30 protein-coding genes are annotated in these 21,551 nt (G+C 74.3%); 14 read left to right on the forward strand and 16 right to left on the reverse strand.

Features of this window, described 5'->3' with window-relative positions; translation table 11 throughout:
• Positions 1 to 38 precede the first annotated feature (38 nt).
• Both ACZ60W_RS19890 and ACZ60W_RS19895 read right to left on the reverse strand, forming a co-directional pair.
• Positions 39 to 1,094 carry an iron-siderophore ABC transporter substrate-binding protein gene (locus ACZ60W_RS19890; RefSeq protein ID WP_469756634.1) on the reverse strand — a complete coding sequence of 352 codons (1,056 nt, stop codon included), beginning with the start codon at positions 1,092 to 1,094 and terminating at the stop codon, positions 39 to 41.
• A 325-nt stretch (positions 1,095 to 1,419) separates the two neighbouring features.
• Positions 1,420 to 2,772 (reverse strand): lysine N(6)-hydroxylase/L-ornithine N(5)-oxygenase family protein, encoded by a 1,353-nt coding sequence (locus ACZ60W_RS19895; protein ID WP_469756635.1) that lies wholly within the window; start codon positions 2,770 to 2,772, stop codon positions 1,420 to 1,422.
• 245 nt (positions 2,773 to 3,017) lie between these two features.
• Here ACZ60W_RS19895 and ACZ60W_RS19900 point away from each other — a divergent pair, with 245 nt between their 5' ends.
• From ACZ60W_RS19900 to ACZ60W_RS19915, 4 genes are all read left to right on the forward strand, one after another.
• Entirely contained in the window at positions 3,018 to 3,965 is a 948-nt protein-coding gene (locus ACZ60W_RS19900; RefSeq protein WP_469756636.1) for a methionyl-tRNA formyltransferase, read from the forward strand.
• A gap of 14 nt (positions 3,966 to 3,979) precedes the next feature.
• Entirely contained in the window at positions 3,980 to 4,792 is an 813-nt protein-coding gene (gene ddaH / locus ACZ60W_RS19905) for a dimethylargininase (protein WP_469756637.1), read from the forward strand.
• A gap of 78 nt (positions 4,793 to 4,870) precedes the next feature.
• Positions 4,871 to 5,524: a MarR family winged helix-turn-helix transcriptional regulator gene (locus tag ACZ60W_RS19910; protein WP_469756638.1), complete on the forward strand. Its 654-nt coding sequence runs from the start codon at positions 4,871 to 4,873 to the stop codon at positions 5,522 to 5,524.
• 157 nt (positions 5,525 to 5,681) lie between these two features.
• Positions 5,682 to 6,134: an iron chaperone gene (locus tag ACZ60W_RS19915; RefSeq protein ID WP_469756639.1), complete on the forward strand. Its 453-nt coding sequence runs from the start codon at positions 5,682 to 5,684 to the stop codon at positions 6,132 to 6,134.
• Here ACZ60W_RS19915 and ACZ60W_RS19920 read toward each other — a convergent pair.
• Genes ACZ60W_RS19920 through ACZ60W_RS19930 form a run of 3 tightly spaced genes read right to left on the reverse strand, consistent with a single transcriptional unit; the run spans position 6,127 to position 7,882 of the window.
• The gene (locus ACZ60W_RS19920; protein WP_469756674.1) at positions 6,127 to 6,936 is read right to left on the reverse strand and encodes a metallophosphoesterase family protein; all 810 of its coding nucleotides are present in this window, start codon (positions 6,934 to 6,936) and stop codon (positions 6,127 to 6,129) included. The two genes, ACZ60W_RS19915 and ACZ60W_RS19920, sit on opposite strands and share 8 nt — an antisense overlap.
• Before the next feature lie 23 nt (positions 6,937 to 6,959).
• Positions 6,960 to 7,211, reverse strand: a complete 252-nt coding sequence (locus tag ACZ60W_RS19925) for a hypothetical protein (protein ID WP_469756640.1) — start codon at positions 7,209 to 7,211, stop codon at positions 6,960 to 6,962.
• A complete protein-coding gene (locus ACZ60W_RS19930; RefSeq protein ID WP_469756641.1) occupies positions 7,208 to 7,882 on the reverse strand; it encodes a DUF6328 family protein in 675 nt (224 codons plus the stop codon). Before ACZ60W_RS19930 ends, ACZ60W_RS19925 begins: the two co-directional genes overlap by 4 nt.
• 155 nt (positions 7,883 to 8,037) lie before the next feature.
• Here ACZ60W_RS19930 and ACZ60W_RS19935 point away from each other — a divergent pair, with 155 nt between their 5' ends.
• A complete protein-coding gene (locus tag ACZ60W_RS19935; protein WP_469756642.1) occupies positions 8,038 to 8,208 on the forward strand; it encodes a hypothetical protein in 171 nt (56 codons plus the stop codon).
• An 80-nt stretch (positions 8,209 to 8,288) separates the two neighbouring features.
• Here ACZ60W_RS19935 and ACZ60W_RS19940 read toward each other — a convergent pair whose 3' ends face one another.
• Positions 8,289 to 8,984: an HAD family hydrolase gene (locus ACZ60W_RS19940; RefSeq protein WP_469756643.1), complete on the reverse strand. Its 696-nt coding sequence runs from the start codon at positions 8,982 to 8,984 to the stop codon at positions 8,289 to 8,291.
• A 9-nt stretch (positions 8,985 to 8,993) separates the two neighbouring features.
• Entirely contained in the window at positions 8,994 to 9,959 is a 966-nt protein-coding gene (locus tag ACZ60W_RS19945) for a TIGR03557 family F420-dependent LLM class oxidoreductase (protein WP_469756644.1), read from the reverse strand.
• Positions 9,960 to 10,118: 159 nt separating this feature from the next.
• Between ACZ60W_RS19945 and ACZ60W_RS19950 the strand changes: the two genes are divergently transcribed.
• On the forward strand, positions 10,119 to 10,340 hold the full coding sequence (locus tag ACZ60W_RS19950) for a DUF6479 family protein (RefSeq protein WP_469756645.1): 222 nt from the start codon (positions 10,119 to 10,121) through the stop codon (positions 10,338 to 10,340).
• A 163-nt stretch (positions 10,341 to 10,503) separates the two neighbouring features.
• Here the strand turns inward: ACZ60W_RS19950 and ACZ60W_RS19955 are convergent, their stop codons facing one another.
• The 3 genes from ACZ60W_RS19955 to ACZ60W_RS19965 all read right to left on the reverse strand — a co-directional run bounded on the left by ACZ60W_RS19955 (position 10,504) and on the right by ACZ60W_RS19965 (position 12,092).
• Positions 10,504 to 11,109: an SRPBCC family protein gene (locus tag ACZ60W_RS19955; protein ID WP_469756646.1), complete on the reverse strand. Its 606-nt coding sequence runs from the start codon at positions 11,107 to 11,109 to the stop codon at positions 10,504 to 10,506.
• Between the two features lie 158 nt (positions 11,110 to 11,267).
• Positions 11,268 to 11,453, reverse strand: coding sequence for a hypothetical protein (locus tag ACZ60W_RS19960; protein WP_469756647.1), 186 nt, complete (start codon positions 11,451 to 11,453; stop codon positions 11,268 to 11,270).
• A 168-nt stretch (positions 11,454 to 11,621) separates the two neighbouring features.
• The gene (locus ACZ60W_RS19965) at positions 11,622 to 12,092 is read right to left on the reverse strand and encodes a hemerythrin domain-containing protein (protein ID WP_469756648.1); all 471 of its coding nucleotides are present in this window, start codon (positions 12,090 to 12,092) and stop codon (positions 11,622 to 11,624) included.
• Between the two features lie 210 nt (positions 12,093 to 12,302).
• Between ACZ60W_RS19965 and ACZ60W_RS19970 the strand changes: the two genes are divergently transcribed.
• The 5 genes from ACZ60W_RS19970 to ACZ60W_RS19990 all read left to right on the forward strand — a co-directional run bounded on the left by ACZ60W_RS19970 (position 12,303) and on the right by ACZ60W_RS19990 (position 16,409).
• Positions 12,303 to 13,421: a carboxylate-amine ligase gene (locus ACZ60W_RS19970; RefSeq protein ID WP_469756649.1), complete on the forward strand. Its 1,119-nt coding sequence runs from the start codon at positions 12,303 to 12,305 to the stop codon at positions 13,419 to 13,421.
• Between the two features lie 5 nt (positions 13,422 to 13,426).
• Positions 13,427 to 14,161: a HemK2/MTQ2 family protein methyltransferase gene (locus tag ACZ60W_RS19975; RefSeq protein WP_469756650.1), complete on the forward strand. Its 735-nt coding sequence runs from the start codon at positions 13,427 to 13,429 to the stop codon at positions 14,159 to 14,161.
• A 63-nt stretch (positions 14,162 to 14,224) separates the two neighbouring features.
• Complete coding sequence (locus ACZ60W_RS19980) at positions 14,225 to 14,623, forward strand: CDGSH iron-sulfur domain-containing protein (RefSeq protein ID WP_469756651.1); 399 nt, start codon at positions 14,225 to 14,227, stop codon at positions 14,621 to 14,623.
• The gene (locus ACZ60W_RS19985) at positions 14,620 to 15,678 is read left to right on the forward strand and encodes an iron-containing redox enzyme family protein (RefSeq protein WP_469756652.1); all 1,059 of its coding nucleotides are present in this window, start codon (positions 14,620 to 14,622) and stop codon (positions 15,676 to 15,678) included. The genes ACZ60W_RS19980 and ACZ60W_RS19985 overlap by 4 nt, the downstream gene beginning before the upstream one ends.
• Before the next feature lie 152 nt (positions 15,679 to 15,830).
• Positions 15,831 to 16,409, forward strand: a complete 579-nt coding sequence (locus tag ACZ60W_RS19990) for a nucleotidyltransferase family protein (protein WP_469756675.1) — start codon at positions 15,831 to 15,833, stop codon at positions 16,407 to 16,409.
• A gap of 142 nt (positions 16,410 to 16,551) precedes the next feature.
• On the opposite strand, the gene ACZ60W_RS19995 is transcribed toward ACZ60W_RS19990, so the two are convergent.
• Together ACZ60W_RS19995 and ACZ60W_RS20000 are read right to left on the reverse strand one after the other, a co-directional pair.
• A complete protein-coding gene (locus ACZ60W_RS19995) occupies positions 16,552 to 16,725 on the reverse strand; it encodes a CsbD family protein (protein ID WP_469756653.1) in 174 nt (57 codons plus the stop codon).
• An 18-nt stretch (positions 16,726 to 16,743) separates the two neighbouring features.
• Positions 16,744 to 17,322, reverse strand: coding sequence for a type 1 glutamine amidotransferase domain-containing protein (locus ACZ60W_RS20000; RefSeq protein ID WP_469756654.1), 579 nt, complete (start codon positions 17,320 to 17,322; stop codon positions 16,744 to 16,746).
• A gap of 225 nt (positions 17,323 to 17,547) precedes the next feature.
• Between ACZ60W_RS20000 and ACZ60W_RS20005 the strand changes: the two genes are divergently transcribed.
• The gene (locus tag ACZ60W_RS20005) at positions 17,548 to 17,703 is read left to right on the forward strand and encodes a hydrophobic protein (protein WP_469756655.1); all 156 of its coding nucleotides are present in this window, start codon (positions 17,548 to 17,550) and stop codon (positions 17,701 to 17,703) included.
• Positions 17,704 to 17,796: 93 nt separating this feature from the next.
• Here ACZ60W_RS20005 and ACZ60W_RS20010 read toward each other — a convergent pair whose 3' ends face one another.
• A complete protein-coding gene (locus ACZ60W_RS20010; protein WP_469756656.1) occupies positions 17,797 to 18,156 on the reverse strand; it encodes a DUF3040 domain-containing protein in 360 nt (119 codons plus the stop codon).
• A 209-nt stretch (positions 18,157 to 18,365) separates the two neighbouring features.
• On the opposite strand from ACZ60W_RS20010, the gene ACZ60W_RS20015 reads away from it, so the two are divergent.
• The gene (locus ACZ60W_RS20015; RefSeq protein WP_469756657.1) at positions 18,366 to 19,286 is read left to right on the forward strand and encodes a SigB/SigF/SigG family RNA polymerase sigma factor; all 921 of its coding nucleotides are present in this window, start codon (positions 18,366 to 18,368) and stop codon (positions 19,284 to 19,286) included.
• Here ACZ60W_RS20015 and ACZ60W_RS20020 read toward each other — a convergent pair.
• From ACZ60W_RS20020 to ACZ60W_RS20030, 3 genes are all read right to left on the reverse strand, one after another.
• On the reverse strand, positions 19,249 to 19,710 hold the full coding sequence (locus ACZ60W_RS20020) for an ATP-binding protein (protein WP_469756658.1): 462 nt from the start codon (positions 19,708 to 19,710) through the stop codon (positions 19,249 to 19,251). The genes ACZ60W_RS20015 and ACZ60W_RS20020 overlap by 38 nt on opposite strands.
• Entirely contained in the window at positions 19,694 to 20,089 is a 396-nt protein-coding gene (locus tag ACZ60W_RS20025) for an STAS domain-containing protein (RefSeq protein WP_469756659.1), read from the reverse strand. The genes ACZ60W_RS20020 and ACZ60W_RS20025 overlap by 17 nt, the downstream gene beginning before the upstream one ends.
• A 206-nt stretch (positions 20,090 to 20,295) precedes the next feature.
• On the reverse strand, positions 20,296 to 20,712 hold the full coding sequence (locus tag ACZ60W_RS20030; RefSeq protein WP_469756660.1) for a rho GDP-dissociation inhibitor: 417 nt from the start codon (positions 20,710 to 20,712) through the stop codon (positions 20,296 to 20,298).
• A 304-nt stretch (positions 20,713 to 21,016) separates the two neighbouring features.
• Between ACZ60W_RS20030 and ACZ60W_RS20035 the strand changes: the two genes are divergently transcribed.
• The gene (locus ACZ60W_RS20035; RefSeq protein ID WP_469756661.1) at positions 21,017 to 21,478 is read left to right on the forward strand and encodes an STAS domain-containing protein; all 462 of its coding nucleotides are present in this window, start codon (positions 21,017 to 21,019) and stop codon (positions 21,476 to 21,478) included.
• Positions 21,479 to 21,551: the final 73 nt, after the last annotated feature.

Genomic DNA, 21,551 nt, shown 5'->3' on the forward strand with positions numbered 1-21,551 from the left:
CCCTGCGGGGCGGGCGGACCCCCCCGCGGAACCGTGCGTCACTTGATCGCCGAGAGGAGCGGCTCGATCTCGTCGAGGGCGTACGGGATCGACAGGACGGTGTTGAAGGAGAACGCGGCGCCGATGTCGGGTCCCTGGTAGGGCACGAACAGGTCGCGCTTCTCCTGGCTGACCTTCAGCTTCCTGTAGAGCGGTTCGGCCTTGATGCGGTCGTCGGCCTCGGTGCTGGAGGTGACCCAGACGAGCCGGTCGACGTCGAGGACGTTCAGCTTCTCGGCGCTGAGTTCGGCCGCGTTCCACCCCGGCTTGGCGAGGGTGTCGATCTCGGGCTTCAGCGTGAAGCCGAGCCCGGCGAAGAAGATCGCCTTGGGGTCGGTCCTGGTGAACGCCGAGTACTTGCCGGCCTCGAAGCTGTCGGCGACGGCGAGGGTCTTGCCGGAGAACTCGGGGTGCTTGTCCCTTACGGCCTTGAAGCGGGCGTCGATGTCCGCGATCAGCTTCTCGGTCTCGGCGTCCTTGCCGAGCGCCTTGCCGATCTGCCGGGTCATGACCTGCCACGGGGCTCCGTAGTCGGGGTGCTCCTCGGGCTGGGCGACGACCTTGGTGAACTTGGACAGCGTGTCGTACTGCTCCTTCTTCATCCCCGAGTACTGGGCGATCACGAGGTCGGGCTTGAGCGCCGCGATCTTCTCGATGTTGTACTCGTCGCGCTCGCCGACGATCTCGGGCTTCGTGCCGCCCCACTTGTCCTTGGTCCACGGCCACTTGCCGTAGGGGTCCTCCTTGAACCAGTCGACGGCGCCGACCGGCTTGACGCCGAGCGCGAGCACCGCGTCCTGGTCGGAGAGGCCGAGCGTGACGATCGTCTTCGGCTCCTTGTCGATCGTCGTGGTGCCGTACTTGTGCGTGACGGTCACCGGGAAGGCGGCGGGCGCGCCGTCGGCCGGGGCGGGAGCCGAGGACGGGGTGCCGGATTCGGCCTGGTCACCGCCGCCTCCGCAGGCGGCGAGGGCGAGCGCCGCGACGGTGACGACGGCCAGCCGGGGGGCGGATCTGGCGAATCGCGCCAGTACGGGAGGTGCACCAGTGGACACGGACGTTCCTTTCACGGGGATTCACAGTGCGTGCCGCGTCGGCCGGGCACGACGGAGCGGCCCGGCGGGGCGCGGGGGGTGGTGCGTGGGGGGTGGCGGTCGAGGGGCGCGCGGTGCGGGGCGCGCCGGGTGGGAGCCAGGGGGTGTCGTGTCGATCAGGCCGGATCAGGGAGCGGGGCCCGGTGCCCGGGGTCTCCCCGGGGCCGAGGGGACGGATCGCAAGGCGGAGGAGGGAGTCATGGCGGAGGAGCCATGCCGACCGACGACGACGACGCGAGCCGCGGCACCAGGCGTCGCGCGCCCGGCGTGATCGGCACGACGCCCCCTAGCGCGGGGTGCCGACGCCGTCGGGGACCGGGCGGGCCTGCTCGGGGACCGGGGCGCTGCGGCGGTCGAGCACCGAGCCGAGGATCTCGCCGACGCGGACGGCGGTGTTGGAGAGCAGGGACGACGTGATGCCGTGGGTGTGCTCCGTGCCGCCCTGGAGGTAGATGCCGCACCGCAGTTCGGGATCGGTGGCGAGCCGGTAGTCGCGCTCGACGAGGAGGCGGCCGTGCGCGTCGCGGCGGCAGCGGCCGGCGACGTCGCCGAGGAGGCCGACGGGGTCGGCGGGACTGTATCCGGTCGCCAGGACGACCACGTCGGCGTCGAGGACCGTCTCCTCGCCGCTGACGAGGGAGGTGACGGAGGCGCGGACCCGGTCGGGGCCGTCCTCGACGCCGGTGAGCCGGGAGACGTTGAGGAAGCGGAGGCGCTCGGTGCCGAGGACCTTCTCCTGGTACGACTGCCGGTAGAGGTCGTCGATGAGGTCGATGTCCACCACGGAGTAGTTGGTGTTGCCGTGGTAGTCCATCAGCTTGCGCTTGATGTCGTCGGGGGCGCTGAAGTACGCGTCGACCGCGTCGGGGTCGAAGATCCGGTTGGCGAAGCCGCTGTCGTCGGCGGGGCTGTAGCCGTAGCGGGAGAAGACGGCGCAGATCTCGGCGCCGGGGAAGCGGCGGTGGAGGTAGGCGACGTTCTCGGCGGCGCTCTGTCCGGCGCCGACGACGACGAACCGCTCGGGGTCGGTGCCCTCCAGGCCGTCGACCTTGGCGAGCAGGTCGGAGTTGTGCCAGACGCGGTCGCTCCGCTCGATGCCGTCGGGCAGGCGGGGGCGCAGGCCCGTGCCGAGGACGAGGTTGCGGGCGCGGTGGACGACGAGTTCGTCGCCGGCGCGGGCGGTCACCTCCAGGTACTCCACGGCGCCGTCCTGGAGGACCGGTTCGACGGAGATGATCTCGTGGCCGTACGAGACCATGTCGTCGACCTTCGCCGCCGCCCACTCGAAGTAGTCGTGGAACTCGACGCGGAGCGGGAAGAGGTTCTTGTGGTTGACGAAGTCGATCAGCCGGCCCCTGCTCTGCAGGTAGCAGAGGAAGCTGTACTCGCTGGCGGGGTTCCGCAGGGTCACCAGGTCCTTGAGGAAGGACACCTGCATGGTCGCGTCGTCGATCAGCATGCCTCGGTGCCAGCCGAAGCACGCCTGCCGCTCGAAGAAGTGGGCGGTGACGGCCTCCTCCCGGCCGACGCGGGCGTTGTGCTCGCTGAGCGCCAATGCCATGGCCACGTTGGACGGGCCGAAGCCGATGCCAATGAGGTCGTGGACCAGAGGGGTGTCACCAGGATGGACCTGCGACATGTCACTCCCATCGTGCGGGCCGTCTGTGGGGCGTGTGGGGGAACGGGACACCGGGCACACCGATGACGGCGGCCGACCCGAACTTAGGTAAAGCTAACCTCATCTGACGGGGACTGTCGACAGGGCAACGGGAGTCGGAATTCAGCCAATGGCTGTGAACGCCCTTGAAAAGACGCCTAGTTGCCAACTTAGGTAAGCCTTGCTTAACTTGCCGTCGTTGCCACCCCCATCCGAGGAGGAAGCCCATGCGGGTCGTCATGTTCGGCTATCAGACCTGGGGCCATCGGACCCTCCGAGCGCTCCTGGACTCCGAACACGACGTCGTGCTGGTGGTCACCCACCCCCGGAGCGAGCACGCCTACGAGAAGATCTGGAGCGACTCGGTCGCCGACCTGGCCGCGGAGCACGACGTCCCCGTCGTCATCCGCAACCGGCCCGACGACGAGGAGCTGTTCCTCCGGCTCAAGGAGGCGGATCCGGACATCATCGTGGCCAACAACTGGCGCACGTGGATCCCGCCGCGGATCTACACCCTGCCGCGGCACGGCACCCTGAACGTCCACGACTCGCTGCTGCCCGCGTACGCGGGCTTCTCCCCGCTGATCTGGGCCCTGATCAACGGCGAGACGGAGGTGGGCGTGACGGCCCACATGATGGACGAGGTGCTCGACGCGGGCGACATCGTCGGGCAGCGGGCGGTCGCCGTCGGACCCACCGACACCGCGACCGACCTCTTCCACAAGACGGTCGACCTCATCGCCCCCGTCACCATCGGCGCCCTCGACCTGATCGCCTCCGGCCGGACCGACTTCACCCCGCAGGACCGGTCCCGGGCGAGCTTCTTCCACAAGCGCGCCGAAGAGGACATCCGGATCGACTGGAACTGGCCGGCGGACGTCCTCGAACGCCTGGTCCGCGCCCAGTCGGCGCCCTATCCGGCCGCCTTCACCCACCACCGCGGCAAGCGCCTGGAGATCCTCTCGGCCGTCGTCTCCACCGGCCGTTACGGCGGCACCCCGGGCCGCGTGTTCTACCGCGAGGGCGACGGGGTGGTGATCGTCGCCGGCGCCGACGCCCGGACCGGCCGCAACCACGGCCTGGCCGTCACCCGCGTGCGGACCGAGGACGGCCGCGAACTCCCCGCGACCGAGTACTTCACTTCCATGGGCGGCTACCTCACCGGCCGCCCCTGACCCCGAGGAAACCCATGCGTACCGCACGGCCCAGGCACTACCTCATGTGCCGGCCCACCCACTTCGACGTGGTCTACTCCATCAACCCCTGGATGGACCCTGCGAAGCCCGTCGACACCCCCCTGGCCATCGCCCAGTGGGAGAAGCTGCGCGAGGTCTACCTGAGCCTCGGGCACACCGTCGACACCATCGACCCCGTCCCCGGCCTCCCCGACATGGTCTTCGCCGCCAACGGCGCCACCGTCGTCGACGGACGCGCCCTGGTCGCCCGCTTCCGCGACGCCGAACGCATCGCGGAGGGCCCGGCCTACCACGCCTGGCTGCGGGACAACGGCTTCCCCGACCTGCGTACCGCCGGGGTCGTCAACGAGGGCGAGGGCGACTACCTGCTCGCCGGCGAGTGGCTGCTCGCGGGGACCGGCTTCCGCAGCGACCCCCGCTCCCACGACGAGGCGCAGGAGTTCTTCGGGCGCCCCGTCATCGGGCTGACGCTCGTCGACCCGCGCTACTACCACCTGGACACCGCCCTCGCGGTCCTCGACGAGACGACGGTCGCCTACTACCCGGCGGCCTTCTCGCCCGGCAGCCTCGCGGTGCTGCGGCGGCTCTTCCCGGACGCCGTCATCGCCACGGAGGAGGACGCGGCGGTCTTCGGCCTCAACGCCACCTCGGACGGCCGCAACGTCGTCCTGCCCCACAACGCCACGGCGCTGACCGAGCAGTTGCGCGAGCGGGGCTTCCACCCCGTCGGCGTGGACCTCTCGGAGCTCCTCAAGGCCGGCGGCAGCGTCAAGTGCTGCACGCTGGAGCTGCGTACGGCCGCCTGAACCGACGTGCCCCGGACGGTCCCGGGGCACGTCGCCGGCGTGTCTCCGACGCACCGGCCGGACCCCTAGGAAGAGTTGATGGATCAGCCGGTCGTCTCCGGTACGGCGCACGACGCGTCGGGCAACCGCTTCACCCTCGTCGGCATCTCCAGCGTGCCGACCGACTGGGCGGACGTCTTCAGAGCCCTGGCGGGCACCGACCTGTCCCCGGGACCGGTCCCCGGCGCCGCTCCACCGGAGCCGGCCGAGCCGGCCGAGCCCGGCCCGGCGCAGCCCCCGAAGCCGGTGCGGACGCCGCCGCCGAGCGTGCTCGACCTCAACGCCTACCTGATGTCGGCCGTCGGCAAGGCGGCGCGCCGCAGGCTCACCGACGCGCTCGCCGCCCGGGGGTTACGCCTCTGGCACCTGACCGTCCTGACCCTGCTCGACGACCTCGGCCCGCAGATGAAGACGGCCCTCGCCACGCGGCTCGACATCAACGTCAGCGACCTCGTGAAGATCGTCAACGACCTCGTCCGCCTCGGCGACGTGGTCTGCGTCCGCGACACCGGCGACCGGCGCCGCATCGTGGTCCGGCTGACCCCGCACGGCAGAGCCGCCCTCGCGGGGCTGACCGCGGAGATCGCCGCCACGGACGACGAGGTCCTCGGACCCCTCGACGAGGACGAGCGCCGTCAACTCGCCTCCCTCCTGCGCCGCGTTCACCGGCACCTCACCTCCGCGACCCCGTGACACGCCCGCGGGCACGCGGTACAAGAAAGCGAAAGCGATCGACAGCAGATACGACAAGTGTGGTGAAACCAGCGCGTTATGACGGGCGCCGGTGATCTGCCGGGCTACAGTCCCGTCTCAAGATCCCGTTCGCCACACCCTCAAGGGGGAATCTGCCATGGGCAAGACCGAAAGCGGAACGTACGAGGGGTTCTCCGCCGACGAGCGTGCCGCGATGAAGGAGCACGCCAAGGAGCAGAAGGCGGCCGCGCGCCGCAGCTCGAAGGCGGACAAGGCGGCCGAGGCGGAGCGGGACGTCCTGGCCAAGATCTCCGAGATGCAGGACGCCGACCGGATCCTCGCCGAACGCGTCCACGCGGTCGTCACCACCAGCGCCCCGGACCTCGCGCCCAAGCTCTGGTACGGCATGCCGTCGTACGCCCTGGACGGCAAGATCGTGTGCTTCTTCCAGAGCGCCGAGAAGTTCAAGGCCCGTTACGCCACCCTCGGTTTCAGCGACCAGGCGAAGCTCGACGAGGGCACGATGTGGGCCGCCGGCTTCGCGCTCACCGAGGTGACGCCCGAGGTCGAGGAGCGCATCGGCGCCCTCGTGAAGCAGGCGGTCAGCTGACCCCGCCGGACGGGCGCGTCCCTCGGCCCGGTCCCCGGACCGCCGGTTGCCGCGACTCCCCGCCGTGCTCGCCCCGGCGGGCCGGCGGCAGGTGGTAGAGGGCGAACGCCCTGCGGATGACGGGCTGGGCGACGTTGCGGACGCGTACCCCGCCCGCCGTGATGCCGTGCTCCGTGCCCAGGTGGGCGTGCCCGTGGACGGCGAGGTCGGCTCCCGCCCCGTCGATGGCCTCGGCCAGGAGATAGCTCCCCAGGAAGGGGTAGATCTCCACCGGCTCCCCCGCGAGCGTGTCCGGAACCGGCGCGAAGTGCGTGAGCGCGATCCTGGCCGCGCACTCCTCCCCGGCCAGGCCGGCGAGCGCCCGGTGCAGTGCCTCGGCGCTCCGGCGGGCGGTGCGCACGAACTCCTTCATCACGGGTTCGCCGAACTCGCCGGCGCTGCGGCCCGCGAAGCCTCCGCAGAACCCCTTCGCCCCGGCGACGCCCACCTTCCCGCCGTCCACCGGCACCATGACGCTCTCGCCCTCCAGGACGGTGACGCCCGCGTCGGCGAGCACCCGCGTCACGTCCCGCTCGCGCTCGGAGTGGTAGTCGTGGTTGCCCAGGACGGCCACCACCGGCACGCCCAGGTCGCGCACCTCGTCGGCGACCGCCTCGGCCTCCGGGACCGTGCCGTGGCGGGTGAGGTCGCCGGCGAGCAGGAGCAGGTCCGCGCAGAGCGGCAGGGTCTCGAAGGACGGCCGCAGCAGGCCCCGGCAGTCCGGGCTCAGATGGATGTCCCCCACGGCCGCCACCCGCACCACCCCGTCCGTCCGCTCGCGGCCGGTCACGCCAGCTCCTCGGGGCGTTCCGGGGGATCGGCGCAGGCGACCACGAGGTCCTGGCGGACCGGCAGGCCGGCCAGCTCCGCGTCGGCGATCCGGAGGATCTCGTCGCGTCGCCCGGCGTTCGGCACGGTGCCGGTCAGGACGACCGCCGCACCGCGCAGTTCCACGCGCACCCCGAGCTCGGCGACCTCCTCGCGGGCGAGACGGTCCCTGAACCGCGCGATCCGGTACTCGTGCTCCCCGGCGCTCATCGTGCCGCCTCCGTCCCGACGGCCTCGGCGGCCTCCGCCCGGGCCCGCGCGGCCCGCTCGCCGCGGTCGACGCGGTCGCCCCGGTCGATGCGGTCGACGCGGTCGCCCCGGTCGACGCCGCCCGGGGGGCCGCCGCGCTGTGCCCTGCGCAGCAGGCTGTACGGGACGGCGTACCAGCAGAGCACGAACCACAGCATCACCCCGCCGACGACGACCCCGGCGACCAGGGCGCCGCCCAGGACCACGGTGAGGATGAGCATGAGCGTGCAGGCCACGGTCAGCGCGAGGAGCACCATGCCGCAGACCATGAGCCGCCCGGCGGCCTCCACGACCTCCTCCTTCATCCGCAGCCCGGCCAGGCAGCGGTGGAGGGAGACCGGCGCGATGAGCGCGGCCGTCGCGGACGCGGCCAGCACGACGGTGACGACGTACAGCGCGCGGTCGAAGCCGCCCAGCTCCGCGAAGCGGGCGGTGAACGCGAGGCTCAGCAGGAAGCCGAACAGGATCTGCACCCCGGTCTGCGCGACACGGGTCTCCTGGAGGACCTCCTGCCACCGTCTGTTGACGCGGTCCCGCGCGCCTTCCGGCCGTCGCTGGGCCCGCGCCCGCCTCGATCCGTCGTCCCCCCTGGTACGCCACTCGACCTCGGCCGGCCGTCTCATGAGGGCCATGGCGGCCTCCTCAGCTGGACAAACGCCGCTCTGCGTGGAGCGGTGCCCGGACGGCGGGCCGTCAAACCCGGAGCGGAGCCGCCCCCTGCGCGGCAGGCGGACCGAGGTGCGCGGCGGCACGGGGGAAAGGTGCGACTCAGGACGGCACGCCCGCGGTGTGCCGCGCCTCGTACATCGCCCCGGTCGTGGTGGAGCGCTTCGGGGAGGGCGCCACGATCAGCCCGGCGCCCGGGCGCCCCGGCGAGGACGGCACGACCGGCCGGCCGGCGACCCGGGGTGCGGCGGAGCGGCCCGTGCTGCGGCTGGTCCGGGAGACGGCCGTCTGAGAGCGCCGCCCCCGGGAGGTGCCGCCGGGCCCGTCGGGCAGACGGCCCGGGAGCCCGCCCGTGATGGGTCGCCGGGCCCGTCATCCCCGTGCGGCGCTCCCGTCCGGTACGGCCGGCACGGCGGCGAACGGGCTGCGGTCCAGGTGGGCCAGGAGGTCGGCCGGGTCGTCGTAGACCTCCCCGGCGCCCGCGGCGGCCAGGTCGGCACGGGGGATGCCGCCGCACAGCAGTGCGACGCGGGCCACGCGGGCGTGCTCCGCGGCCTTCATGTCCCAGACGCTGTCGCCGACGAACACGGCCCGGCCGGCGTCGACGCCGACGAGCGCGAGGGCGTGGTCGACGGGGTCGGGGGCGGGCTTGCCCTCGTCGACGTCGTCGGAGGTGGCGGTGGCCGTGATCGCGTCGTCGGCGTCCAGGGCCCGCCGCAGGGCGTCCAGCTCCCGGTTCCTGGCGGAGGTCACCAGCACGACCTTCCAGCCGTCGGCGGCGAGGGTCCGCAGCAGGTCGGCGGCCCGGTCGAACGCGTGGAGCCGGGCGAAGAAGGTCGCGTAGAGGGTGTCGTGGGAGGCGCTGAGGCGGTCGTCCTCCGCGTGGTCGCGGTCCTCGCCGAGGAGGTGGCCGAGCAGCCGCTCGCCCGGCAGCCCGATCGCCCGGTGGACGGCCCGCGCCTGCACCCGGTGGCCGCCTTGGCGCAGGGCCTCCCACCAGGCGAGGACGTGCAGGTGGTTGGTGTCGACGAGGGTCCCGTCGACGTCGAAGAGCGCGGCGCGGTCCATGCCGGGCCCCTAGAGGTCGCGGAGGGCGGGCAGCAGCCGCTCCTCCGCCCAGCGCAGGAAGGGCAGTTGGTGGTCGCCGCCGATCTGCACGAGGGCGACGTCGGTGAACCCCGCCTCGACGTACGGCCGGACCGCGTCCACGACCGCCCCGACGTCGTCGCCGCACGGCACGGCCTTCGCGACGTCCTCGGGCCGGGTGTGCCGCGACGCCTGGTCGAAGGAGGCGGGCAGGGGCAGTTCGGAGTTGACCCGCCAGCCGCCGAGCGCCCAGCGGAACTGTGCGTGGGCCCGCGCCTCCGCGGCCTCCCGGTCGGGGTCGTAGCAGACGGGCAGCTGGCCGATCCGCGGCTTCCCCGCACCGCCCCGCGCCTCGAACGCCTCCACCAGCTCCCGCTTCGGTTCCGTCGCGATCAGCAGGTCGCCGTGCCGCGCGGCGAGCGCGCACGAGCGGGGGCCCGAGACCGCGATGCCCACCGGCGGCGGGGTGTCCGGCACGTCCCACAGCCGCGCGTTCTCGACCTGGAAGTGCGCGCCGTGCCGGGTGACGTACTCTCCCGCGAACAGTGCCCGGATGATCTCGGCCGCCTCGTCCAGCATGGCGAGCCGCACCCGCGCCGAGGGCCATCCCGCCCCGGTCACGTGCTCGTTGAGGTTCTCGCCCGAGCCCAGTCCGAGCCGGAAGCGGCCCTCGGACAGCAACTGGAGGGTGGCGGCCTTCTGCGCGATCACCGCCGGGTGGTACCGGAACGTCGGACAGGTCACGTACGTCATCAGCGGTATCCGGGAGGTCGCCTGCGCCGCGGCGCCCAGCACGCTCCAGGCGTACGGTGCGTGCCCCTGCTCCGCCAGCCAGGGGAAGGAGTGGTCCGAGATCACGGAGAAGTCGAACCCGGCCCTCTCCGCCTCGACCACGTGCCCCACCAGCTCACGGGGTCCCGCCTGCTCGGTCATCATCGTGTACCCGATGTGCGTCATGCCCGGCGACTTGCCACGACCGGCCGCCCCGAAACGGGCTTTCCCGGCCGGCCGCCCCGACGGGCCCCGAGGCATGGCGCCGGGGGGCGGCGGGTACCCGCGTGTCGGAAGCGGGCACGGGCGGACGACCGCCGTGCCTTCCCGACCGGAAGGGCGATCATGTCTCATTCCGACCTCTCCACCACCACGGCCGCCGCGGCGGGCTTCCCCTCCCTGCTCCTCGTGCTGGTCGGCGTCCTGCTCGTCGCCGTGATGCTCGGGGCGTTCTGGTGGGGTTCGCGCCGGGTGGCGCGCCGCAGGCGCCCCACCGGTGCCGGGACTCCGGCCCCGCGGGCCCGGAGCGACTCGTGGCAGGCGCCCGGGGACGGCACCGACAACTGAGTACACGGGCCTCGCCCCTCACCTGGAGGGGCGAGGCCCGTGACGGGGCACGCGCCGACCGCCCGAGGTCCACCCGGGCGGTCGGCGCGTGCGCGGGGCGCCGTGGCGGCGCGTCGTCACCCGCTGCGGTCACCGCCGGGGGTCGGCGGTGCGGGCTCCGCGGTCACAGCATGGGGTCGGCGGGTCCGGGCGGGAGCGGCCGGTCCTGCGTGGGAGGAGCGGCCCGTCCCGGGCCGGGCGGCTGCCCCATCGGACCCGGTCCGTCGCCGCGCACGGTGCCGGCGTCCGGGTACGTCCCGGCGCTGCCGGCCTCGTCCGGGCGCAGGCGGCCGCGCCAGGAGCCGGTGGCGTCGCCGTGCTCCTCGATGAAGCCCTTGAAGCGCTTGAGGTCGCCCTTCACCCGCCGGTCCAGGATGCCGAGCATGTCGGCGGCCTTCTCCGCCATGCCGTCGGGCTCGACGTCCATGGCCAGACGCACGCGGGTGTGGGCCTCGTCCAGGGGCTGGAAGCTGACGACGCCCTTCTGCCGGACGCCGTCGCCGACGGTGCGCCAGGAGATGCGCTCGTCGGGGAGCTGGTCGACGATCTCGGTGTCGAACTCGCGCTGCACACCGGCGATCCTGGTGCGCCAGTGGGAGTGCCGGTCGTCCAGCTGACGGACGTCCTCCACGCCTTCCATGAAGTGCGGGAACGTCTCGAACTGCGTCCACTGGTCGTACGCGCTGCGGAGCGGCACGTCCACGTCGATCGTCTGCTCGACCCTGCTCATGGTTGCCTCCTCGTGTGATGACGGGTACGGGCGGGATGTCCCGCGCGTACCCGGCGGTGCGCGGCCCATGCGTCCCGTGGGCCGCGCGGGTCCCGCGGCGCGGAGCGCGGCGTCCCGGGGAGGAGGGGGCGCCCCGCGGTCCGGCGGGCCGGGCCCGGTCAGTGGGCGGCGGCGCCGAACTCGGCGTGCTGGCTGCGCAGGGCGAAGTCGGCCTCACCCCGGGGCGGGGGTCCGAGGAACCGGCGGCGCGCCTCGACGCGTGCCTCCCGGACCAGCGTCCGGAACTCCTCGTCGCTGACGCCGCGCCGGTCGCCCGCGGTCCCGCCGTCGGTATCGCCACGCATGTCCGGACCTCCTCACGATCGTCCCCTCCGCGCGGCGACTACCCGGCTCGGGGGCCGCCACTCGTCCCCCGTCCACCGCATGCCGACCCGTCGACGCGAGGGGGCGACCGGTCCGCCGGACGCGAGGCGACGACCGCTGCACGGCCCGCCGTCGGCCCACCGCGCCCGTCAGCCCGCGCTCGGGACGTCGAGCGGGCTGCCGGGGGCGTCCTCGCGGGCGGCCTCCATCCGCTCCCCGAGCTCCTGGAGCCGCTTGCGTCCCATGGCCTTGCGGACGTCGGGGAACCAGTCCTTCTCCTCCTCCTCGACGTGGTGGCGCACGTTCTCCATGAGTACGGTCATCTTCGCGTCGAAGCGCTCGTCGGCAGGGTCGAGCCGGTCGAGTTCGGAGAGCATCCACAGCACGGCGTGGTGCTCCTCGACGCTCTCCAGGGCGTGGTCCACGGTGTCGGGCGCGGCCTCGCGGGCCGCCGGGTAGAACACCTTCTCCTCGATCCAGGCGTGGGCGGTCAGCTCCCTGATCACCGCGCCGGCGATCTCGCTCTTGCGCACGAGGTCGTCGTCGTCCGCCCGCTCGAACTCCTTGAACAGCTTCTCCACGGTCTTGTGGTCGTCGCGGAGCAGCACGATCCCGTCCATGACGTTCGCCTTCCCGGCTCGGTGCGTCCCGGCCGGTCGGCCGGGGACGGTCCGCCCCGCGACTGCCCCGGGCGGCGGCGCCGGACACGCCCGCGCCCGCCGATCGCTCCGGGTGGCGGCCCCGGAAGGGGGACGTGCCGCCGCGGGGCGGGCCGTACGGCATGAGGCGACGGGCGCCGGGTAGTCGCGTGCCGAGGCGAGGAGCACGCGATGAAGATCCTGACGATGGGTGTGGAAGAGGAGTTCGTGCTGGTCGACCGGGAGACGCGGGCTCCCGTCAACCGCGCGCCGGAGGTGATCCGCCGAGCCGCCCTGGAGCTCGGCGAGCAGGTGCAGGCCGAGTTCTTCGACGCCCAGATCGAGATCTGCACGGTGCCCACCGCGCACCGGGGGTACCTGCGCGACGAACTCTCCTGGCTGCGCTCGGCCGTGGGGGCCGCCGCGCGTGAGGCGCGCTGCATGCCGGTGGCCTGCGGCACGCCCGTCCTGCCGCCCGAGGACCCGCTGACGGTCACGGACACCGAGCGCTACCGGCTGATGGCGCGCCGGTTCGCCCCGCTCGTGACCCGCGGCGACGGCACGGCGCGGGACGACGGGCTGGTCTGCGGCTGCCACGTCCACATCGGGACGCTGGACCGGGAGCGGGCCCTCGCCCTGGCCCGGCACATGCGCCCGTGGCTCCCCGTCCTGCAGGCGCTGGCGGGCAACTCGCCGTACGCCGGGCGCCGCGACACGGGATACGAGAGCTGGCGTTCGGTCGAGCACGCGCGCTGGCCGACCGTGGAACCCACCCCGGACCTCGACGAGGCGCAGTACCTCGCCCATGTGTCCCGGCTGGTGGAAGCCGGGACGCTCCTCGACGACCGGATGGTGTACTGGCACGCCCGCCCGTCGGAGCACGTGCCGACGCTGGAGGTCCGCCTCGCCGACGCCAACGCGGACCTCGACACGGTGGTGCTCCTCGCGATCCTCGTCCGCGGACTCGCCTCGACGCTGCTGCCGCGCGCCCAGGACGGGGTGCCCCCGCCGCGGGTGCCGGGCGCCGACCTGCTCCGGGCCCACCGGCTGGCCGCCGCCCAGGGCCTCTCCGGCACGGGACTCGATCCACTGGACGGCCGGGAGCGGCCCGCCCTCGACCTCCTGGACACGCTGGTCGACTTCTCGCGGGCGGCCCTGGACGCCACCGGTGACCTCTCGTGGGTGCGCGAGCAGACGGAACGCGTCCACGCGGACGGCGGGGGCGCCGCGCGGCAGCGCGCGGTCTTCCGCCGGCACGGCCGCCTCACCGCGGTGGTGGACGCGCTGGCCGCGGCGACGGTGCGGGGCTGATCCGGGTGCGCCCCGCCGTCTTCGACCGCCTCGCCGTCCCCGACGGGGCCGCCGCCCCGGGACACCGGCGCGAGGGCACCGGACCCGCACCGCGGATGTGCCGCCTCCCCGGCGTGTACGCCCCCCAGGGCGACACCGGTCTGCTGCTCGGGCACCTGCGGCGCGAGGAACTGCCGTCGGGCGCACGCTCGCTCGACCTGTGCACGGGGACGGGGGTGCTCGCCGTGACGGCCTCGCTGCGGGGCGCGCGCGCCACCGCCGTCGACGTGTCGCGCGCGGCGGTCGCCAGCGCGCGGCTCAACGCGCTGCTGTACGGCTGCCACGTCCGGGCGCTCCGCGGCGACCTGGACGCCCCTGTGCGGCACGAGCGCTTCGACCTGGTCACGGTGAACCCGCCGTACGTCCCGAGCGAGGACGAGGCGGTCCCGGTCAGCGGGGCCCGCAGGAGCTGGGACGCGGGCAGGGACGGACGGCTGCTCCTGGACCGGGTCTGCGCGCGCGTGCCCCGTCTCCTGACGCCCCGCGGCGTCCTGCTGCTGGTCCAGTCGTCGCTCTGCGGCGTCGCCGGCACTCTGGACGCCCTGGGGCGCGGCGGGCTGCGGGCGCGGGTCGTGGAGCGGACCGTCCAGCCCTTCGGGCCGGTGATGTCGGCCCGTGCGGAGTGGTTCGCGGCCCGCGGGCTGGTCGCTCCGGGCGCGCGGACGGAGGAGCTCGTGGTCATCCGGGCGTCCCGCCCGTGAGGGGTGGACGCCCGTCAGGGCACCCGCGCGGTGTCGGAACAGTCGGACGATCGGTGGTGTGAGATGTCAGTCTTCCCGGAGGAGAACGCCCCGGGGGCGGGCGCGCGGGACGCGGCCGGCCCGCGGGCCCGGCGGCCGGAGGGAACCGACGAGGGACCGGCCGGCCCCGGTGCCGCCGGGCGCCGCGGGGACCCTCCCCGCCTCCGTCCGCTCCCCGAGGGCCCCCTGCTCGTCGAGGGGCCCGCGGAGATCGTGATGCCGGACGGCTCCGTACTGCGCTGCGAGCGACCGGTGTTCGCGCTCTGCACGTGCCGTCGCACCCTCCGCGCCCCCTTCTGCGACACGAGCCACCGCCCGCGCCTGAAGCGCTCCCGCCCGCCTGGCGGCGCCGCACGGCGGGGGCGCGGCCCGGGGGACGGGGACGGCCCCGCGGCTCCGACCGGGGAGGTCGATCCGTCATGACCCTGCTCGACCCGCCCGTCACGACCGCGCCCGAGGTCCCCGAGGCCCGGGGTGCCGTGTCCCACGCCGTACGGAGCCGGCTGCTCGACGGCACGGAGCGGCTCCCCGGCGAGGACGAGACCGTGCGCTGCGACCCGTACGGCGAGGATCTCCACCTCGCCCTGCACCTCTGCTACGAACTGCACTACCGGGGTTACTCCCGGGTGCCCGACAGCCTCGAATGGGACCCGGACCTGCTGCGGGTCCGGGCGCTCCTGGAGCACCGCTTCGAGAGCGCGCTGCGGTACGACTGCCGTGACGCGCCAGAGGCGGACGAGGCCCTGTCCGCGCTCCTGGTGGAACCGGCCGACGGCGTCGGCGTCTCCCGCTACCTCCTGGCCGAGGGCGGACGCCGGACTCTGCGGGAGTACGCCGCCCTGCGCTCCGTGCAGCAGCTCAAGGAGGCCGACCCGCACCTGTGGGTCGTCCCCCGGCTGCGCGGCCGGGCCAAGGCCGCCATGGTCGCCGTCGAGTACGACGAGTACGGCGGCGGGCGGGCGGAGCGGATGCACTCCCGGCTCTACGCCGACCTCATGGCCGCCCTGGACCTCGACCCCGCGTACGGGCGGTACGTGGACGTCGCCGGTGCCGAGACCCTGGCCTCCTCGAACCTGATGTCGCTGTTCGGTCTGCACCGCAGGCTGCGCGGCGCCCTCGTGGGGCACTTCGCCGTCGTGGAGACCACCTCGCCGCCCGCCGCCGGCCGTCTCGCCGAGGCGATGCGCCGCGCGGGCGCGGGTCCGGCCGCCGCCCGCTACTTCGACGAGCACGTCGAGGCCGACGCGGTCCACGAGCAGCTGGTGCGCCGCGAGGTCGTCGCCGGACTCCTGGCCGACGAGCCGGAGCTCGCCCCCGACGTCGCCTTCGGCATCGCCGCCACCTGTCTGCTCGACGACCGCCTCGGCGACCGTCTCGTGGACGCCTGGTCCCGCGGCGAGAGCGCCCTGCGGCTGCCGGCCGACGGCCGCGACCCCCTGGCGGCCGTCGCGGGCCACGAGGACGGGAGCGGGCCGTGAACCTGACGGAGGGGCCGGGCCTCCACCGGGAGGCGGGTGGAGAGGAGCGCTCCCCGCACGCCCGGCCGGCGCCCGCCTCCCCGGACCGCCCCGTCGCACCGGAGCTCCGGGACGGCGCGGACCGGGAGGCCGGCGAGTACCGTGCGACCGCGCTGCCGCCCGACCACACCCAGGCCATCCTGGAGACGACGAAGGAGGTCGGCGCCGTGCTGAAGGCGTCGGGCTGCCCGTTCGCGCTCGTCGGCAGCGTCGCCGCCTACGCCCACGGCATCCCGGTCCGGCTCCAGCACGACACGGACTTCGCCGTGCGGCGGGAGGACGCCGAGCTCGTCATCCGGTCCCTGCGCGCCCGCGGGATACGGATCGTGGAACCGCCCGAGGACTGGCTGGTGAAGGCGCGCTCGGGCGGTGAGCACATCGACCTGATCTTCGCCCTCGCCGGGCGGCCGGTCACCGCCGAACTCCTGGGGCGGGCCCGGACCCTGCCCGTCGACTCCGTGCACATGCCGGTGCTGGCCCCGACCGACCTGATGGTCTCCCGGCTCCTCGCGCTGTCCGAACACCACTGCGACTTCGGGGCCTTGCTCCCGTTGGCCCGCGGACTGCGCGAGCGGGTCGACTGGCCGGAGGTGCGCCGGGAGACCGGGCAGGCGCCGATGGCCGCCGCCTTCCTGTACCTGCTCGAACTCCTCGACGTGCTGCCCCGGGACGCCACGGGCGCCGCGGCCTGACCGGGCGCCCGGCAGGGGTACGGCCGGCCCGCGCGGGCCGGCGTGCGTGCGGGGCCGGCGTGCCGACGGCAAAGGCCCCGGCGGCTCGTGCGCCGGGGCCCCGGTCTCGGTTCCGGGCCGGTCCGACCGGCCAGGCGGTCCGTCACTTCCCGTCGCGGGCCCGCGCGGCGCGCTCGCGCGCCTTCTCGGCGACCTCCTCGACCTTGCCCTTCATCCGGTCGGCGTGCCCCTCGGCCCGCATCCGCTCGTCGCCGGTGGCCTTGCCCACGGTCTCCTCGACCCGTCCCTTGCCCTTGTCCATGCCGCTCTTGTCCATCAGTCCGTTCCTCTCCGGTCAGGTGCGGTGGGTGTTCCCGTGGCCGTGCCCGTCGAGGGCGTCGACGATCGCCGACGAGAAGGCGTCGAGGTCGTCCGGCGTGCGGGAGGTGATCAGGGGGTGGTTCCCGGAGGTGTCGACGACGACCTCGCGGTCGACCCAGTTCCCGCCGGCGTTCTCCAGGTCGGAGCGGAGCGACGGGTACGAGGTGAGGGCGCGGTCCCGGACCAGCCCGCTCTCCACGAGGAGCCAGGGCCCGTGGCAGACCGCGGCCACGGGTTTGCCGGCGTCGGCGAAGGCGGCCAGGAGCCGTCGGGCGTCGCCGTCGGTGCGCAGCCGGTCGGCGTTGAGGGTGCCGCCCGGCACGACCACCGCGTCGAACCCGTCCGCCGTGGCCTCCGCGAGGGTTGTGTCCGGCCGGACCACTTCCCCCGGCCTGCGGTCCGACACCAGGGTGCGGACGCCCTCGTCCTGCTGGGCGGCGACCGTGACCCGGGCGCCGGCACCGCGCAGGACGGCCGCCGGCTTCAGCAACTCGTCTTGTTCCGTGCCGTAGTTGCTCGTGAGGACGAGCACGTTCTTTCCGTCGAGCGACACGACGCGTTCCTCTCCTCCGTCGGAACCCCCGCCACCTCTGCGCCTCACCTCACCCGGGCGCCTCAAACGTCCCCCGGGGGACTCGCACCCCGCCGGCCGGGCGTACGGGGGCGGACGCCGTGTACCCACGCATGATCGCGGGGGGAGGGGGCAGCCGCCGCTGTAACCGAGTGCCCCCGCGCCGAGGACGACCGGCAGGCCTCGGAGACCCGGGAGGTGCTCATCATGGTTCCCCTTCTTCTCGTACTCCTTCTGATCCTGGTGCTGTTCGGCGCGGGGTTCGCCGTCGAGGTGCTCTGGTACGTCGCGATCGCCGTCCTCGTGCTGTGGCTGCTCGGCTTCTTCATGCGGAGCGGCAGCGGCCGCTGGTACCGCTGGTGATCCCGGCCCTCCCCTCCCGAACATCCTGAACACGCGCATGCGCCCCGGACGGTGTCCGGGGAGCATGCGCGTGCGGCGGTCCGCGGCGCAGCCTCATCCGGTCTTCCGCGGGCCGCCCGTCCGGCGCCGCGTCCAGCGGAGGACGAGCCGCACGAGCGAGAGCAGCGTCAGGACCCACACGGCCGCGAACGACCAGATCAGCGCCGGCGCCTCGGTGGCGGCGGCGAGGACGAGCAGGGCGAGCGTCAGGACGCCGAGGACGGCGACCGCCCGCGCGGGATGCCCGCGGCGGCCGGGACTCCGCCGGTGCGGCCGGGAGAGCGCGGGGAGGCGGAGCCGTGGCCCCCCGCGCATCGTGCGCAGCCGGCGGGCGAGCGGCTCGTCGCGGTCGAGCGCCTCCTCGATCTCCGCGAGGACCTGTCGTTCACGGGCCGAGAGCGGTGCTTCGTCCATCTCGGACACCTCCTCCCGATCCGCGCCCGCGCCGGGGCTTCGCGATCGATGGGCGACGCGCGCGCGTCGCACCTTGCGAGTTCCCGGGTAAATCGTGTCAAACCTCTCGATAACGGGCATCCTCTACGGAGAAGCCCGACCGACGGACCCCCGCCGCCCCGCAGTACGGGCGCCGAAGGCCCACCGCCACCGTCGAAGGAGCGGCCGTCATGCCCACCGCCGCAGAACGATCCGCCCGCACCACCGCGCCCGCACCGGACCTCACCGGGGGCCCGGGGGCGGCCACCCGGCGGGCGGCGCTGGACGGGCTGCCCGAGCCGGTCAGGCCGAGGGCCGCGTCCACGGACGACGCCCGGACGCTCTCGGTGGCGCTCTTCGTCCGGCTCCGGGCCCTGGAGGAGGGCACGCCGGAGTACGCGTACGTGCGCAACACGCTCATCGAGCTCAATCTCAGCCTGGTCAAGTTCGCCGCACGGCGCTTCCGTAACCGGGCCGAGCCCACCGAGGACATCGTCCAGGTCGGCACGATCGGTCTGATCAAGGCGATCGACCGGTTCGACCCGGGCCGCGCCGTGGACTTCTCCGCCTTCGCCCTGCCGACGATCGTCGGCGAGATGAAGCGCTTCTTCCGCGACACCAGCTGGGCCGTCCGGGTCCCCCGCCGTCTGCAGGAGCTGCGGATCGACCTCGCCAAGGGCGCCGACGTCCTGGAGCAGCGGCTCGGCCGCAGGCCCAGCCGCGCCGAGCTGGCCGAGCAGCTGGACGTCACCGAGGAGAACGTCGCCGAGGGCCAGCTGGCGGCCCACGGCTACGCCGCCCGCTCGCTGGACGCCTCGGCGGGCGACGAGGACTCGGGGCCGGGGGCGAGCGCGCGGCACCTGGCCACCTCGGAGCTCTCCTACGAGCTGATCGAGTCCCTCACGTCGCTCCGGCCCCTGCTCGCGCGGCTCGACGACCGCGACCGGCGCATCCTGGAACTCCGCTTCGGCGAGGAACTCACCCAGGCGGAGATAGGCCGGCGCATCGGCCTCTCCCAGATGCACGTCTCGCGGCTGCTCACCCGCATCCTGGGCGAGCTGCGGCAGGGGCTCCTCAGTGAGGACGCCACGGCGGGCGGGACGGCCGGCTGACCTCCAGCCAGACCACCTTGCCCACGGCGCCCTCCCCCTTCTTGTCGACCGTGCCCCAGGCGCCGGCCAGCCGGTCGAGCACCATCAGACCGTGACCGCCGGGCAGGCCGGGCGGACGGGGACCCTGTGACCGAGGGTGGTCGGGGCTGGCGTCGGAGACCTCCACCCGCAGCCGCCCGTCCACGTGCCGCAGGACCAGCTCCTCGGGGCCGCCGGCGTGCAGACAGGCGTTGGTGACGACCTCGGAGACCAGCAGCAGCACGTCCTCCACCCGCTCCTCGTCCTGCTCGGTCTCCGGCGGGGTCCAGCCCCAGTCGGCGAGCGCCGCCGCGGTGAAGTCCCGGCAGCGCGCCACGACGCCCCGGGTCCCGTTCACGACGAGCCGGCGGACCTGCTCCTGGGGGAGGTCAGCGCTCGGTGTCATGGCCGCCTCCGTCGCCGTGGTCCGTCAGTGCCTCGTCCACGCTCCGGTAGACCGCGAACACCCCCAGCGCCCCGGTGATCTCGAACATGCGGGCCACCGGATGGCGCAGTCCCGCGAGGTCGGCGTGCCCGCCGCCCTCCTGCATCCGCATCCGCGCCCTGAGCAGCACGTTCAGTCCGGAGGAGTCGCAGAACCCCAGCCCGGAGCAGTCGACGACGATCCTGGCGCTCGCCGGGCACGTCTCGACGACCTCCCACAGCGGATCGACCGTGTCCCGGTCGAGTTCACCGGCGAGCGTCAGCACGAACGTGTCCCGGCCGGCCACCGGCCGGACCGTGACACCGAAGCGATCGGGCTCCCGCCCGGAGTCTCTCTCCACCAGACCATCGTCCCGCATCGACTCCCCAGCCTCCTCGTGCCCTTCGCTCTTTGTACACCTTTTCCGGGGCGGGCGACGGGGAGGTCTCCCGGTCGCCCACCCGGGGCCCGGCCCGTCGCCCGGCGGCCGCGCCGGCGCGGCGGGAAGCCCCGCCGGGCGCCTCCGCACCGCCCCGAGGGTGCCCGGGCGGACCGGCGGCCGTGCCCTCAAGCCGCCTCGCCCACGGAGTCCGCCGGGTGCACGACGAGGAAGCGGTGACCCGCCCGGTCGAGTTCGCGCCCGCTCGCGTCGAGGACGCGGCACTCGGCCGCGTAGCTCCCGCACCGCGCCCGGCCGACCGGCAGCCGTTCGGGCGGCAGGTGGACCTCGTAGGGCCCGCCGGGCCGGAACCCGCCCAGCGCGGCCCGGGTGGTGCCGAGGGGCTCGCCCTCGAAGGACCAGGTCATCTCCACGACCAGTCCGGCGGTCTCCTCGCCCACGCGGAAGGTGAGGGCCAGGCTGACCGCCGCTCCCTCCCACACGGCCACCGGCTCTCCGTGCCGTGCCTCCGGGGGCGGTGTGCGTCGTCCGCCACGGCCCTCCGGGACCGGCGACACGTCCATCAGCTCGAACGGCACCATCACGCCCCACGTCCTCTCGTTCCGCACCCCTGCGGCGGCGCGTCCGGCGCCCGTGCCGCACCCCTCGGTGCCTGCGGCGCGCCTACCCGGCCGTCGGCCGGTCACGCCTCGTGGGCATGGCCGGGGCGGCGGGGGGCAGCCGCCCACCGACAGCGCACGGCACGGCGACACGGACCGCGAGGCCGATCATGTCCCAGCGCGCGACGACGCGACCGACCCCGAGGGGGCGCGGGCCCACCCGCACCACCCCCGGCCCCGGGGCAGTGGCCGGTGCCCACGCCGCGCCCCGCGAGGACGGCGCACCGCCGTGACTCCCGACGGCACCGCCGACACACCGGGAGCGGAGCGTGGTGGCCACGGGCAGGCGCCCCCCGGTTCCCCCGGCCGCATCGCTCCCGCGGGCAGCACCGCGGAGCCGGGGCGGCTGCGCGTGGTGCGACGCCAGGCCGGGGGCGCCGGCACCGTCGTGCTGCTCCTCAGCGGCGAGCTGGACCACGACACGGCAGGACCCCTGCGCGAGGCGCTGCGGGACACCGCCGGCCTGGCACGGCTCGTGGTGGACTGCTCCGGACTGCGCTTCTGCGACTCCACGGGCCTGAACCTGCTGCTGAGGGCGCGGCTGCGGCTGCTCGCCCAGGGCGGGCGCGTCGACCTCTCGGGGCTGCGCCCTCCGGTGGCCCGCATGTTCGAGATCACCGGAGCGCGGCTGGTGTTCCGGGTGTACGAGGACGCCGAGAGCGCGCTCGAGGACCCTCGCGCCGGCGCATGAGGGCGGGACGCCGGGGCAGGGGCCGGGCATGACCGCTCGGCCCACGCCTCCCGTGGCCCCTTCCACCCGCTGT

The sequence above is a fragment of the Streptomyces sp. NPDC104202 genome, assembly GCF_055584185.1.